Consider the following 13604-nt stretch of genomic DNA (forward strand, 5'->3'; position numbering starts at 1 on the left):
CTCTGTTGTTCGCGGGGCTACGCGTAGAGGTAGAGCGTGTCGGTGAGCGCCCCCAAGACCTCGCTGCCCCGAAGTCCGCGCTTTTTGAGGCTAAACCCCGGTGGATAGCGGGTCGGTTCGACGCCAAAGGGCAGCGTTTTAAGCTTGCGCGCGTCGTAGTCGAGGTTTTCGTGCGCGAACGAGACCTGAATGTCGGTCATGTGCTCGGTGATGGTCACCACGCCCTTTTGCGCGGCCAAGAGGCGCAGCTTGACGAGCTCGGTAAAGGTGCGCACCTCGTCGGGGAGCGGCCCGTAGCGCTCGCGCATCTCGCGCTGCACCCGCGCGACCTCGGCCAAGCTGGTCGTCTCGGCGAGGCGGCCGTAAAAGGCGATGCGCGCGTCGTCGTCGGCGATGTAAGAGGGGCTCAAACGGGCGTCGAGGTTGAGGTCAATAGCGACCGCTTGGGGCGCCTCTTGGGTTTCGCCTTTGAGTTTGGCGATCTCTTCGGCGAGCATCTCGGTGTAGACCTCTAACGACACGGCGCTGATGTGGCCGTGCTGCTCGGGCCCCAGGAGGTTGCCGACGCCCCGGATCTCCATGTCTTTCTCCGCCAAGAGGTGCCCGGAGCCGAGGTCGTTGAGCTCAGCCAGGGCGAACAGGCGGCGCTGCGCCCCCTCGGTCAACCGCCCCGGGTAGAGCAGGTACGCCCACGCCTCGGTGCTGCGGCGGCCGACGCGGCCGCGGAGCTGGTAGAGCTGCGCCAACCCGAGCTTGTCGGCGCGCTCGATGAGCAGCGTGTTGGCGCCGGCGACGTCGAGGCCCGACTCGACGATGGTGGTCGCCAAGAGGACGTCGTACGCCCCCCCCTGAAAGTTGAGCATCACCTCCTCGAGCTCGTCGCCCGACATCTGGCCGTGCGCCACGCCGATGCGCGCTTCGGGGACGAGCTTCTGCAGCCAGAGCGCCTTGGCGCCCATCGAGCCGACGCGGTCGTGGATGTAGAAGACCTTGCCGCCACGCTCTAACTCGAACATCACGGCCTCGCGCGCGACCATCGGGTCAAAGGGCTGCAACACGGTCTGGATCGGTTTGCGCCCCGCCGGCGGGGTCATGATCTGCGAGACGTCGCGCAGCCCCACGAGGCTCATGTAGAGCGTGCGCGGGATCGGCGTAGCGGACAGCGAGAGCACGTCCAAGTTGGCCTTCATCGCCTTCATCCGCTCCTTCTGCCCGACGCCGAAGCGGTGCTCCTCGTCGACGATGAGTAGCCCCAAGTCTTTGAAGGCGACCTCTTCGGACAAGAGGCGGTGCGTGCCGATCACGACGTCGATGGTGCCGGCTTTCAGACCCGCGAGGATGTCGCGCGCCTCTTTGTCGGTCGAGAAGCGCGAGAGCAGCTCGACGACGACCGGCAGCCCGGCGAAGCGTTCGGCGAAGGTCTCGAAGTGCTGTTTGGCGAGCACGGTAGTCGGCACCAGCATGGCGACCTGTTTGCCGTGACCGACCGCGCGGTGGGCTGCGCGGATGGCGACCTCTGTCTTGCCGAAACCGACGTCGCCCGAGATCAAGCGGTCCATCGGGACGGGCCGCGCCATGTCGTGCAGCACCGCCTGGGTGGCGCTCTTCTGGTCGGGGGTCAGCTCGAAGGGGCAGTTCTCGTCGATCAACGGGTCCCATTCGGGGTTTGCGGGCATGGCCAGCCCCTGCTGCAGCTGCCTCTCGGCGTAGGTGCGGATGAGTTTAAGCGCCAGCTCCTGCGCCCCGACGCGGGCCCTTTCGCGGGCGCGCGCCCACTCGTTGGTACCCAGGGTGCTGAGGCGCGGCGGGTCGTCGGTGGTGCCCGGGTGGCGCCGCAAGAGCGGCAGCTGCTCGACGGGGAGGTAGAGCTTGCCGGCCCCGGCGTACTGCAAGATGAGGTAGTCGCGGGTGACGCCCAAGACCTGCCGCGGCTCTAACCCCATAAACCGCCCGATGCCGTGGTCGGGGTGGATCAGGTAGTCGCCCGCCGAGAGCTGCACGGCGTCCTGCACCCGCCGACCGGCGAGCTTTTTACCGCCCCCCGCGCGCGCCCCCTGGTAACCGTACAACAGGTCCTCGGTCAGGACGATCTCTCTAGCCTCGGGGTCGCGAAAGCCGCCGCGCGTCTCGGCGCCTACGGTGAGGCCCAAGCGACCGGGGTGCGCGCGCACGGAGGGTTCCCAACCGGCGTCGAGGTCCCCTAACACCTTTTCAAGCAGGTACCTGCCGGTGCGCTCGAAGCGCAGCAGCAGGGTGACGCTGTAGCCGCCCTCGAGCCAGAGCTGGGCGTCTTTGGCAAACGCCCTGAGTTTGCCCCGGTAGTAGCCGAGCGGCTCGAGCGCGCGCTCACCTTCGGGCAGCTCGAGGGGGTCGCGCCCGAAGGTGACCACGGTGCGCGCCCCGAGGTGCGCCCAGAGCCACTTAAGCTCGGCCGCCTCCGCTTCGCCCGCGAAGAGCTCCGACGAGTCCAAGAAGACGACGCCCGGCAGCTGCTCTAGAAGCCGGCTCGTCCACGCCTCCTCGCCGAGTTCGGCGTGCGGCAGCGGGGCGAGCGTGTAGCTGCCGAGCCCTTCTTCACCGAGCGTCAGGCGCTCGAGCTCGTCGCCGAAAAACTCGAGGCGCAGGGTCTTCGCCTCGTCCTCGGCGTCTAAGTAGAGCGTCAGGGTGTCGCCGCGCACGACGAAGCCGGGCATAGCGTCGCGCTCAAAACCGAACGCGACGAGCCGCTCTAGGAGCGTTTCGCGGGGGTAGTCGCGGCCGAGCGTCAGCGCGAGGGTGTAGCGCGCGGGGTCGGCGGGGAAGGGGCGGAGCGCCGCCGGGAGGGTGAGCACCACCTTGTCGCGCCGCTCGTGCCAGCTGCTGAGGTCGGGGTCGCGGCTAACGGGTGCGCCGAAGACGCCCGCCCCCTCAAAGAGGGGGGCGCGCTCCGTGGTGGTGAGCAAGACGGCGGGCCCCTCGTGGCGAGCGAAGAGCATAAGGCGAGCCACGGCGGGGAGCCCGAGCAGGCGTGTGGAGGTGAGGGTGAGCGTTTGGGACATAGGGGGCGCCTCCGAAGGGGCAGACGCTCCATTGTACCGGCCCCGCCTATGGCCGCGCTGCGCGCGCGAAACAGCGCTGCGCCGGTTCTGCGCGGTCACTTTGTATTTGTTGTATTTGTAGCCCTACACGTCCCCCGGCGCCGAAGCGGGCTCCGGTGCCAGCGGCGACGCGTCGTACCCCGCCAGCAGCGCCTGCGGGTCGTCGTAGACGGCGAGCGCCCCCAAGAGGTCCTCGTCGCGCCAGCCGCCGCAGCGCAGCGCGACGACCCCGAGCCCGAGCGGTGCGGCCGCCTGGAGGTCGTAGGGCGTGTCGCCTAGAAGCAGCGCCTCCTGGGCGCTGACGCCCGCGCGCTCGAGGGCCGCTTGCAGGATGTCCGGGTCGGGTTTGGAGTTTTCGGCGTCGTCCGAAGAGGTGCGCGCGTCGATGAGGTCGGCGACGCCGGCGCGCTCTAGCAGGGCGTCGGCCTCGTCCTCCTTGGCCGAGCTGGCCGCGACGAGGGTCAGGCCGTCTCGCCGCAGGCGCTCGAGCAGTTCGCGGACGCCGGGAAAGGGTTTGATGTCGGGCAGGTAACGGCTTTTAAAGATCTCGCCGCGGCGCGCGTCGATCTCCTCGCGTAGCGGCGCGTCGCTCTCAACGTCGATCACCTGCGGCAAGAGCTTGTCGCCGCCCATCCCGATAAGCGGCCGAACCTTCTCGAAGGGTACGTCGTACCCGTAGGCTTTAAGCGCGTCGACGTAGGCGCGCGCGTGGGCGTCGTTGCTGTCGACGAGGGTGCCGTCGACATCGAGCAGCACCGCTTTGGGGTGTCCCATCGGCTTTGTCCTCCTAGAGGCGTGAGCGGGCCGCAAAAGGGTGCGGGCGGACCCCGCGCGTCTGCGCGGAGGCCAACGGGTGCTCCAAGTTGCCTGTGGGTGCCGCTTTGGCGCCCCCCGCGCCGGCTTCTGCGGCGCGCCCCGAGAGGACTATGCCACGGCGCGCGCGCCGCGACTGTAGCGAAGTGACCCGACGACGCTGCGGGGCCGCGGTGCACCCTTGCCCTCGCCGATGCGACCAGGCCCTGCCTCCTGAGATAATCCCTCTCACCCTCTGGTTGGCATCGCCGACGCGGCGCTTGCTAGGCTACGCCACGTCGGGCGGCGGTAGAGGGCCTCGGCGTTTTCGGCCGCCCCCGTCTGGAGGCGTCGGGAGCCATCGCCCGCCATGCCGAACATCAAGAGCGCCTCGGGGCCGAGCGGCCACGCAGCACCGTACTGCTCGCACCCCCGCTGCTCGTCACTCGTATGTCTGTGTATCCCATATGTCCGTGTATCTGGTGCGCACATCCTGCTTCTAGCGAGCGCGCCGGAAAGGGCGCTGCGTCCCCCCACGCGCTAAGCTTACCCGCTTTCGTTAGCGCGCTCGAGCGTCAGCGCGTAGGCCACGTTGCGCGGCGCGCCGGCGGCCTCGAGCGCCGCGCGCAGCGCGCGGCCCGACAGCCCCGAAGCGGCGAGCCGCGCGGCAGCCGCGGCAAAGTCGACGTGAGGGCTCTCGGCACCCCGTTCGCGCGGCCCCACGACCACCACGCACTCCCCCCGAACCTCGCCGAGCGCCGCCAGCTGCGCCGCGACCGCCCCCAGGGTGCCGCGGTAGGTCGCCTCGAAGCGTTTGGTGAGTTCGCGCGAGACGCTGACCGCGCGCGCCTCGCCGCAGACCGCCGCGAGATCGTTGAGCGTGGCGAGGAGGCGTTTGGGCGACTCGTAGAGGGCGACCGTCCGGTCGCTCGCGGCGATAGCGGCGAGGCGTTCACGGCGAGCGGCGCCCTTGCGCGGCAAAAAGCCCTCGAAGGCGAAGCTGCCGAGCGGCAGACCGGAGAGCACGAGCGCGGGGATGAGCGCGGTCGGCCCCGGCAGCACCTCGACCTCGTGGCCCGCGGCGAGCGCGAGCCGCACGAGCTCGGCGCCGGGGTCGGACAAGCCGGGGGTGCCGGCGTCGGTGACGAACGCGAGGTGCGCGTAGCGCCCCAAGAGGGCGGGGGCGCGCGCGGGGATGGTGTGCGCGTCGAGGCGCTCCAAGGGTTTGGAAATACCGAAGTGCGCGAGCAGCTTGCCGCTATGCCGGGTGTCCTCGGCGGCGACGGCGTCGGCTTCGCGGAGCACCCGGAGGGCGCGCAGGGTGACGTCCTCGAGGTTGCCGATGGGCGTCGGGACCAGCGTCAGCTTGGCCACGTCCCCAAACGCCCTAGACCCCGACGACGTCGGGGTTGGTCACGCGGCCGCGGCTGCGGCGTTTGGCGTTGCGGATGAGCGCGGCGCGCATGCGGGCGCGGATCATCTCCACCTCGCCCACCGTAACGGTGACGATCGTCCCCTCGGGTAGGTCGGCGCCTTCGGGCAGAACCACCACGCCGCGCTCGACGCGCCCCTTAAACGCTCGCACCGTGCTCCTCCTCCCGCTCGGCGAGCTCGCGCCGGAGCTTGGCGATCACCGCTTCTGTCACCGCGCGCTCCCCCTCCCGTTCGGGGAGCGTCTGCAAAAGTCGCGCGTAGGCCTCAAAGACGCGGAGCGCCTCTCGTGGGCGGCCCGCTTCGGTCAAGAGGTCGCCGAGGTGTTCGCCCTCCGAAAAGTACCCGCGCGGGTCGTGCGGAGCGGTGCGGCGGCGCGCCTGGAGGAGCGCGATGCGCGCCTCGAGGCGTTGGTGCCGTTCGACGCGCTGACGCACGACAGCCCACGCGACGATAAACACCCCGACGGTGAGCGTCGTGACGATGCCGAAGCCGCGCGGCACCCCGACCTGCGTCGCCAGGTTGACCAAAAACGGCGACACGAACGCGAGCGCCGCGAGCAGTGCGAGCAGCGCGGCGTAATTCATGTTGGTCTTCCCCAGTCGGCCCACACACCCCTCACAATCCGTATGGTAGCGCATCCACGGGGCGCCGCGTGCCGTTTGGCGGTAGCCCAGCTGTCGTCTGGGTGTGGACGCGGGTTGTCGACGGTGCTGCGCGCTGCGGCCGTGGGGGTTTCCGGCGCGGCTAGCGCAGCTCTGTGGGCACCGCACCGAGCTCGCGGTAGCGCTCCGCTTTGTGCGGCATCCCGATCGTGCGATAGGCGTGGGCGAGCCGCAGGGCGAAAAAGCGGATCGCTCGCACGTCCTGGGCGCATTCGGCCGCCTCGAGGCAGAACAGATACTCTTTGATGACCAGGTGCCACTCCGCCGAGCGTTCGGCAAACCGCGCGCGCAGGTGCGCGTGACGAACTTCGGTTAAAGAAGGCCAAGGCATGGTGTACCCCCGTGTGACAGTAGCATAGCCTACACAACCCCGAAGGGGTGACATCTCACCAAGGTCGGTGTGCCTAGATCGGCACGCGCGGCCGCGTCTTGGCGGCTGGAGCGCTGTGCGGCGCGTCTGCGGCAGCCTACCGGAGCGGCGCGGTACGATGCAAGTAGTGTAGCCTTGGCAGCGCCACGAGCCACCCTAGACGGGTTTGGCGCGCATGGCTTGGCGAGCGGTGTGTGGGCGAACCGCTATAAGGAGGCACGATGACAGGTAACGAAGCGAGCAGCGAGCCGCGCGAGGTGTTTAGCCGCGACCTCTTGCGGGACAAGGTCGTGCTGATCACGGGGGGCGGTACGGGTTTGGGCCGCGCCATGGGGGAGCGCTTTTTGGCGCTGGGGGCGTCGCTGGTCATCACGGGGCGGCGCGAAGGGGTGCTGCGCGAGGCGGCCGAGGCGATGGCGGCGGCGACCGGCGGCGCTGTCCTCCCCGTGAGCGGCGACGTGCGCGACCCCGAGCGGGTCGCCGCGACGCTCGACGCCGCTTACGAGCGCTTCGGTCGCGTCGACGCGCTCGTGAATAACGCCGCCGGCAACTTTATCTCCCCGACCGAGCGCCTTTCGCACCGCGCCGTGGACGCCGTGCTCGGTATCGTGCTGCACGGGACCTTTTACTACACGCTCGAGCTCGGCAAACGCTGGATCGGCGCCGGGCGCGGCGGGGTGGTGCTCAACATCGCCACCACCTACGCGACCTCCGGCTCGGGGTACGTGGTGCCGTCGGCGGCGGCCAAGGCGGGGGTGGTCGCGATGACCAAGTCGCTCGCCGCCGAGTGGGGCAAGTACGGCATCCGGCTCAACGCCATTGCGCCGGGCCCCTTTCCCACCGAAGGGGCCTGGAGCCGCCTCATGCCCACCCCCCAGATCCAGGCGCTCTTTGAAAAGCGCGTCCCGCTGCGGCGCGTCGGTGAGCACCTCGAGCTCGCCAACCTAGCCGCCTATCTGCTCTCGGACGCCGCGGCCTTTATCACGGGCGACCTCATCGCCATCGACGGCGGCGAGAGCGCGTGGAATGGCGGCGAGTTCAACATCCTAGATGAGCTCACGCCGGAGCAGTGGGACGCTCTGGCGGCGGCGCGCAGCCGAAGCTAGGTATCTTTTGGTGGCGCTTTAGCCCAACTCGAGCGGCTTGCGCCGCACGAGGGCGCGTCAGGAAGAAAGTACGTCTCGGCGGTAATGGAGAGAGCGAAGAACGCTGAAGCTCGAAAGGGCAGCCGGGAGGTACTTAGCGGCCTCTGGGCGGCGCGGTGAGCAGCGCCTCGAGCTGGCGCTGCAGCTCGGTCTGCGCGATCACGCGGTAGAGCCGCCGGTGGCGGCCGTTGCCGGGGGCGCGCCAGGCGCTGACGCCGTCGGGGCTCAGGTGCAGCGCTTCGTGGTCGGCGAGCCCGAAGTAGGTGCCGCCCTCCGGGTGCACCGTGCCGCGCACGGCGTAGAGGACCGTGCACAGGTCCCACGAGTTGCGGCCGACGCCCTCCCGGCCGAAAAACAGGGTGTAGGCGGCGCGCACGGGGTTTTCCGGCGGGGTGCTGCGAGCGAGCGTGTGTCCGGTGACGAAGCCCCCGCAGACGCTCCCCGGGGTGAAGACGACCGGGGTGGGCCACGTTTCCAGCACCCTCATGGCCGGCTCCGGCGTCATCTCCCGCCCCCCCCCGTAAGTAGAGGTCGCGGCTGCTACCGGGGTGCGTGCCGGCCATCACCACGAGCTGTCTGACCTTGCGCCGCACGAGCGCCTCGCCGCTCAGGCCGCTGTAGCGGTCGGGGCTCGAGGCGAGCAGGTCGGCGAGGTTTTGCAAAAACCCCACCGCGATGAGCGTCACGCTGCTGTCGGGTTGCGCGGCCAACACCCGCCGGTAGACCGCGACCGCCGCCTCGGGGTTGGGCGCGGTGTTGTGCGGAAAGCGCTCGGCGAGATCCTTGACAAACCGCGGGGCAAAGGTGCGCCAGTAGGGGGTGGCGACCGCGTACTGCGGCCTGGGGTTGCGGCCGACGGGGACGTCTGGGCGCCCGTAAAAGGTGTTGATGGCGCCCAGTGCAGCGGCCGCGTAGGGGTCGTTGACGTTGGCGATGGTCGCCAGGAGGCGCGCTTCACCGCGGTCGGCGAGCGCGTGCAGCACCGCCAGGGCGCCCGCGTCGTCGACGTCGATGCCGAGGTCGGTGTCGAAAATCACCGGCACCCCGCGCGCCGCGACGCTCTGGCTGCCACCCCCAAGCTCGATGACGAGGCGCGGGGCGGCGTTCGGGTGGCGGTCGAAGGCCCGCGCGACGCGCAGGCCGCTGTGCCCCTGAAAGAGCAGCGCGACGCTCCCCCCGCTCCGCCAGTCGGGGCGGTCGACAACCTCTTGCAGCACGGCGGCGAGGTCGGGGGTGCGCTGCGCCGCGCCCGCCTCGCCCGCGCGCGTCCACGGCAGCGGGGTCCAGACGACTCGAGCGCGGGTCTTGGCGCGGTAGGCGAGGTTGTGGTGGGCCGCCCGAAAGGGTTTGGCGCTGCCCGTCGCCTCCGCCCGGATGGTCACGCGCGCGGGGGCGCTATGCGCCTCGTCGGCGGTGAACTGCACGTAGGCGCGGCGAATCTTCGCCCCTCGCGGCAGCTGCACCCCGGTAAAGCGCAACCCGACGGTCTGCGGTTGCCCCCGTTTGAGGCCGAGCTCGAGGTCGGGGCTGATGAAGGTGATGGTGCCGTCCGCGCGGTTCTCGGCGTCGTCGCCGCTCGAGCTGACCACGACGCTCAGGGTGCGCGTGGCGGTGACCTCCAAGGGCGGCGCGGTTTGCGGCCCCGCACCGGCGCACGCCGCGAGGCTCGCGATCATCCCCAAGCTGAGACAAGCCGCGGCGAGGCGGCGACCGACCCGGACCCGGTTGGCGTTGCTGACGTGCATGGTTCCCCCCTACGGGTGAAGCGGTACGAAAGGCGCCTCACCCCCGCTCTGGTATGGTGGGGAAGTGTATCATTTTTCACATCCCGCGTAGATGTGAAGTTTTGTATAGCGCCAGCTTGAGAGAAACCCTGTAGATGCCCCCTCGGGGAGTGCTAAAAAAGGGCGCCCGTGGGCGCCCTGCAACGCTGGCTCGACGCTGCGCTAGCTGTTTAGGCCTGAGCCCCCGCCTTCTGGCGCTGCAATATTCCCCGCAGCACCGTCTGCAAGATGCCGCCGTTGCGGTAGTAGTCGACCTCAACGGGGGTGTCTAGGCGGCACACGACCTCGAAGCGAACCTCGCTGCCGTCGTCGCGCCGCGCCGTCACCGTGAGCCGCTCTTTGGGTTTGACCGCGTCGGTGACGTGGATCGTAAAGACTTCGTGGCCGCTGAGCCCGAGCGTCTCGGCGCTCTGACCCTCCACGTACTGCAGCGGCAGCACGCCCATCCCGACCAAGTTGGAGCGGTGGATGCGCTCGAACGACTCGGCGATCACCGCTTTGACGCCCAGGAGAAAGGTCCCCTTGGCCGCCCAGTCGCGCGAGGAGCCCATCCCGTAGTCGCTCCCCGCCAGCACGATGGTGGGGGTTTTCGTCTCGCCGTAGCGCAGCGAGGCGTCGTAGATGCTCATCACCTCGCCGGTGGGCAAGTAGGTGGTGTAACCCCCCTCGGTGCCGGGGGCCATCTGGTTTTTAAGGCGGATGTTGGCGAACGTCCCGCGCGTCATCACGCGGTCGTTGCCGCGCCGTGAGCCGTACGAGTTGAAGTCCTTGGGGTCGACCCCACGTTCGATGAGGTACTTGCCCGCCGGGGTGTCGCGGCCGATGGCGCCCGCCGGTGAGATGTGGTCGGTGGTGACCGAGTCACCGACTTTGACCAGCACCCGCGCGCCCTCGATAGGCGCGATCGGCGTGAGCTCCATCGTCATCTCCTCGAAAAAGGGCGGCTCTTGGATGTAGGTGCTCTCGCGGTCCCACTCGAAGAGGTCGCCCCCCTTGACGGGGATCTGGTTCCACATCTCGTTGGAGCGCTCGATCCCCTCGTACATGCGTTTAAAGACCTCGGGGGTGATCGCGCGGTTCATACCCTCGGTGATGTCTTTAAAGCTCGGCCAGATGTCGCGCAGGTACACGTCGCGGCCGTCTTTGCCCTTGCCGAGCGGTTCGGTGGTGAGGTCGATGTCGACCGTGCCGGCGATCGCGTAGGCGACCACCAGAGGCGGCGAGGCGAGGTAGTTGGCGCGCACGTGCGGGTTGATGCGCCCCTCGAAGTTGCGGTTGCCCGAGAGCACCGAAGCGGCGACCAGGTCGCCCTCGTGAATGGCTTCGACCACGGGCTCAGGGAGCGGCCCCGAGTTGCCGATGCAGGTGGTGCAGCCGTAGCCGACGGTGTAGAAGCCGAGCTGCTCCAAGTAGGGGGTCAACCCGGTGTCGTCGAGGTACTCGGTGACGACCTTGGAGCCGGGCGCGAGCGAGGTCTTGACGTAGGGTTTGACCTCGAGCCCCGCCTCGACCGCCTTTTTCGCCAGCAAGCCGGCGGCCAGCATCACCGAAGGGTTGGAGGTGTTCGTGCAGCTCGTGATGGCGGCGATCACCACGTCGCCGTGCTTGAGCCTGAGCTCCTGGCCCTTCATGCGCAGCGTCGCCGTCTTGGTGAGCTGCGCGTCACGGAGGCCAAACCCGCGCTTTTCGGGCGGCGCCTGCAGCCCCTCGCGCCACGCGCGCTTCATGTCGCTTAAGAGCACCCGGTCCTGCGGGCGTTTGGGGCCCGCGAGCGAGGGCTGCACCGTGCCGAGGTCGAGCTCCAGGGTCTCCTGGAACACGGGGTCGGGGGTGTCGTCGGTGCGGAAGAGCCCCTGGGCTTTGCAGTAGCGTTCGACCGCCTCGACCTCGTCGTCTAGCCGGCCGGTCTGGCGCAAGTAGCGCAAGGTCTCGTCGTCAACCGGAAAGAAGCCCATGGTAGCGCCGTACTCGGGGGCCATGTTGGCGATCGTGGCGCGGTCGGGGAGGCTCATCGAGGAGAGGCCGGAGCCGTAGAACTCGACGAACTTGCCCACCACCCCGTGCCGGCGCAGCATCTGCGTCACGACCAGCGCGAGGTCGGTCGCGGTCGAGCCTTCGGGGAGCTTGCCGGTCAGCTTAAAACCGATCACCTCGGGGGTGAGCATGTAGATGGGCTGCCCGAGCATGACCGCTTCGGCCTCGATCCCGCCGACCCCCCAGCCGACCACGCCGAGGCCGTTGATCATGGTGGTGTGCGAGTCGGTACCGACCAAGGAGTCGGGGTAGATGACCTCGTCGTCCCCCTGCTTGCCGACCTGCACGCCTTTGGCGAGGTACTCGAGGTTGACCTGGTGCACGATGCCCGAAGCGGGCGGCACCACGCTGAAGTTGCGAAACGCCTGCTGCCCCCAACGCAGAAACTCGTAGCGCTCGCGGTTGCGTTCAAACTCGATGGCGGCGTTGTTGGCGAGCGCAAAGGGGGAGTCGTACTCGTCGACCTGCACGGAGTGGTCGATGACCAAATCGACGGGGATCTGGGGGTTGATCGCCTGCGGGTCGCCGCCCATGCGCTGCATTGCGCTGCGCAGCGCGGCCAGGTCCACCACCGCCGGCACCCCCGTAAAGTCTTGCAGGATGACGCGCGCGGGTTTAAAGGGGATCTCGACCTCGGCGGGCCGCTTGGCGTCGTAAGCGGCGAGCCGTTTGACGTCCTCTTCGGTGACGTCGTAACCGTTTTCGTTGCGCAGCAGCGACTCCAAAAGCACCTTGATGGAAAACGGCAGCTTGGCGACGTCGCCGAGCCCCAGCTCCTGGAGCTTGTCCAAGCGGTAGTAGGCCAAGCGGCTCGAGCCGAGCTCGAGGGTGGCCTTGGCGCCGAACGTGTTTTTGGGGGTGAGTGCCATCGTCCTCTCCTTTACGCGAAAGAGCGGGTGGGGCTGCCGACGTGAACCGAGCGCGGTGGGCTTTGGGCTCATCTTAGCCCCTCTAGGTGCCGCTAAGAGGTCGGTACAGCACCATCGGACCGCTTTATCCCCATTGTGCGGATACACTAGGTGATATGGAAGCCGGAAAATCACCTAGAACCCCCCCGGAGCGGGCGCGCGTGCGGTGGGTCTCGGGGCGCGAGGCGGCGGCGGCGCTCACCGACCCGCGCACGCTGCGGCAGCTCGAGCCCTTTTTGGCGCGCGAGTGCAGCGTGTCGCAAGCGGCCAAAGAGACCCACACAAAGCCCAACACCATGCTCGCACGCGTGCGGCGCTTTTTGGCGTTAGGGCTTTTGGAGGTCGCGCGCGAGGTGCCGCGCAAGGGGCGGCCGGTGAGGCTCTACCGCACGGTCGCCGACGCCTTTTTCGTCCCCTACGAAGCCACCAGCGCCGAATCGCTCGAGGCCGCCATGCGCGAGCGCGACGCCTACTGGGAGGAGCTGTTGCGCGCAAACGTGGTGCGCGCGCGGCTCGAGGACGCCCCGCGTAACGGCGGCAACTGGGGGACGCGTATCTACCGCGACGCGCGCGGCCGGTTGCAGGTGCAAGCGGCGGTGACGCCGGACGAGAACTATACCCTCTTGGGGCCGGAGCGCCCTGCGGCCCTCTCGTCGTGGCGCGACTCGGTCTACCTCGACTTCGAGGACGCCAAGGCGCTGCAGCGCGAGCTGTTCTTTCTCCTCAAGCGCTACCAGCAAAAGCGCGGGGCGCAGCGCTACATCCTGCGCGTGGCGATGGCGCCCATTTTGGAGTGACGCTGATACCGAAGGGTGCGGGGGAGCGCGCCGGACCCCTCACCCGTCCGCGCCGGGGAGCCGCTATCATAAATCTATGACCCCCGCTGCTCTTCGCCCCATCCGCCTGGGGCTCGCCGCCCTCTGCGCGGCGCTCGCTCTAGCGGCCTGCGCGCCGCGCGCGGGCGCACCCGCCCCTACCCAAACCCCAGCGCCGCGGCCCGCCCCCGAGACCCCTACCGCCCCCCCCGAGCGGGAGGCGCCGGGGGAGACGATCGTCCTCACCGACCCCGTGGCGCTCGAGACGGACCGCGCCGCGCGCGAGGCGTTTCACCTCATGGAGCTCGCCTACCTCGAGACGGGCGCCTACAGCGCCAACATCCTGCTCGCCGAGCTGACGCTGCCGAGCGGCGTGCGCTGGATGCTCGAAGACCTCTCGGAGACCTCCTACACGCTGCGCATCACCGCCGACGCGCTGCCGACGGTGGCGTGGTTCGTCACCCCCGAGGGCGTCGTGGCGCGCCAGGTCGAGGATAACCGCATTCGCTAGCGCCCCTAACGGATAACCGCATTCGCTAGCGCCCCTAGCCAAGCCCGCCGCACCCTGCTGCTCTCCCCTCGC

11 protein-coding genes are annotated in these 13604 nt (G+C 69.0%); 3 read left to right on the top strand and 8 right to left on the bottom strand.

Translation table 11 applies throughout. From position 1 onward, the window contains the following. Positions 1-17: 17 nt before the first annotated feature. The 6 genes from mfd to TRAD_RS00745 all read right to left on the bottom strand — a co-directional run bounded on the left by mfd (position 18) and on the right by TRAD_RS00745 (position 6296). A complete protein-coding gene (gene mfd, locus TRAD_RS00720) occupies positions 18-3038 on the bottom strand; it encodes a transcription-repair coupling factor (protein WP_013176661.1) in 3021 nt (1006 codons plus the stop codon). A 123-nt stretch (positions 3039-3161) separates the two neighbouring features. Then, on the bottom strand, positions 3162-3851 hold the full coding sequence (locus TRAD_RS00725) for an HAD family hydrolase (protein WP_013176662.1): 690 nt from the start codon (positions 3849-3851) through the stop codon (positions 3162-3164). Positions 3852-4415: 564 nt separating this feature from the next. After that, positions 4416-5243, bottom strand: coding sequence for a 16S rRNA (cytidine(1402)-2'-O)-methyltransferase (gene rsmI / locus TRAD_RS00730; RefSeq protein ID WP_013176663.1), 828 nt, complete (start codon positions 5241-5243; stop codon positions 4416-4418). A 13-nt stretch (positions 5244-5256) separates the two neighbouring features. Next, the gene (locus tag TRAD_RS00735) at positions 5257-5454 is read right to left on the bottom strand and encodes a hypothetical protein (RefSeq protein WP_013176664.1); all 198 of its coding nucleotides are present in this window, start codon (positions 5452-5454) and stop codon (positions 5257-5259) included. Further along, complete coding sequence (locus TRAD_RS00740) at positions 5441-5887, bottom strand: hypothetical protein (protein ID WP_013176665.1); 447 nt, start codon at positions 5885-5887, stop codon at positions 5441-5443. The genes TRAD_RS00735 and TRAD_RS00740 overlap by 14 nt, the downstream gene beginning before the upstream one ends. A gap of 160 nt (positions 5888-6047) precedes the next feature. Then, the gene (locus tag TRAD_RS00745; RefSeq protein WP_013176666.1) at positions 6048-6296 is read right to left on the bottom strand and encodes a hypothetical protein; all 249 of its coding nucleotides are present in this window, start codon (positions 6294-6296) and stop codon (positions 6048-6050) included. A 260-nt stretch (positions 6297-6556) separates the two neighbouring features. Here TRAD_RS00745 and TRAD_RS00750 point away from each other — a divergent pair, with 260 nt between their 5' ends. Then, positions 6557-7441 carry an SDR family oxidoreductase gene (locus TRAD_RS00750; protein WP_013176667.1) on the top strand — a complete coding sequence of 295 codons (885 nt, stop codon included), beginning with the start codon at positions 6557-6559 and terminating at the stop codon, positions 7439-7441. On the opposite strand, the gene TRAD_RS14925 is transcribed toward TRAD_RS00750, so the two are convergent. Continuing rightward, positions 7438-9225 (bottom strand): nucleoside hydrolase, encoded by a 1788-nt coding sequence (locus TRAD_RS14925; RefSeq protein WP_013176668.1) that lies wholly within the window; start codon positions 9223-9225, stop codon positions 7438-7440. The two genes, TRAD_RS00750 and TRAD_RS14925, sit on opposite strands and share 4 nt — an antisense overlap. 209 nt (positions 9226-9434) lie before the next feature. After that, a complete protein-coding gene (acnA, locus tag TRAD_RS00760; protein ID WP_013176669.1) occupies positions 9435-12167 on the bottom strand; it encodes an aconitate hydratase AcnA in 2733 nt (910 codons plus the stop codon). 155 nt (positions 12168-12322) lie between these two features. Here acnA and TRAD_RS00765 point away from each other — a divergent pair, with 155 nt between their 5' ends. Together TRAD_RS00765 and TRAD_RS00770 are read left to right on the top strand one after the other, a co-directional pair. Continuing rightward, the gene (locus TRAD_RS00765; protein WP_148221147.1) at positions 12323-13003 is read left to right on the top strand and encodes an ArsR family transcriptional regulator; all 681 of its coding nucleotides are present in this window, start codon (positions 12323-12325) and stop codon (positions 13001-13003) included. A 76-nt stretch (positions 13004-13079) separates the two neighbouring features. Beyond that, positions 13080-13532: a hypothetical protein gene (locus TRAD_RS00770; protein ID WP_013176671.1), complete on the top strand. Its 453-nt coding sequence runs from the start codon at positions 13080-13082 to the stop codon at positions 13530-13532. Positions 13533-13604: the final 72 nt, after the last annotated feature.

The organism is Truepera radiovictrix DSM 17093, assembly GCF_000092425.1.
GTDB classification, from domain to species: Bacteria; Deinococcota; Deinococci; order Deinococcales; family Trueperaceae; genus Truepera; species Truepera radiovictrix.

Coding starts and splice junctions, on each gene's coding strand:
- TRAD_RS00740 (WP_013176665.1), bottom strand. CDS start 5,887: ATGAATTACGCCGCGCTGCTCGCACTGCTCGCGGCGCTCGCGTTCGTG.
- TRAD_RS00770 (WP_013176671.1), top strand. CDS start 13,080: ATGACCCCCGCTGCTCTTCGCCCCATCCGCCTGGGGCTCGCCGCCCTC.
- TRAD_RS00725 (WP_013176662.1), bottom strand. CDS start 3,851: ATGGGACACCCCAAAGCGGTGCTGCTCGATGTCGACGGCACCCTCGTC.
- TRAD_RS14925 (WP_013176668.1), bottom strand. CDS start 9,225: ATGCACGTCAGCAACGCCAACCGGGTCCGGGTCGGTCGCCGCCTCGCC.
- acnA (WP_013176669.1), bottom strand. CDS start 12,167: ATGGCACTCACCCCCAAAAACACGTTCGGCGCCAAGGCCACCCTCGAG.
- mfd (WP_013176661.1), bottom strand. CDS start 3,038: ATGTCCCAAACGCTCACCCTCACCTCCACACGCCTGCTCGGGCTCCCC.
- TRAD_RS00745 (WP_013176666.1), bottom strand. CDS start 6,296: ATGCCTTGGCCTTCTTTAACCGAAGTTCGTCACGCGCACCTGCGCGCG.
- TRAD_RS00750 (WP_013176667.1), top strand. CDS start 6,557: ATGACAGGTAACGAAGCGAGCAGCGAGCCGCGCGAGGTGTTTAGCCGC.
- TRAD_RS00765 (WP_148221147.1), top strand. CDS start 12,323: ATGGAAGCCGGAAAATCACCTAGAACCCCCCCGGAGCGGGCGCGCGTG.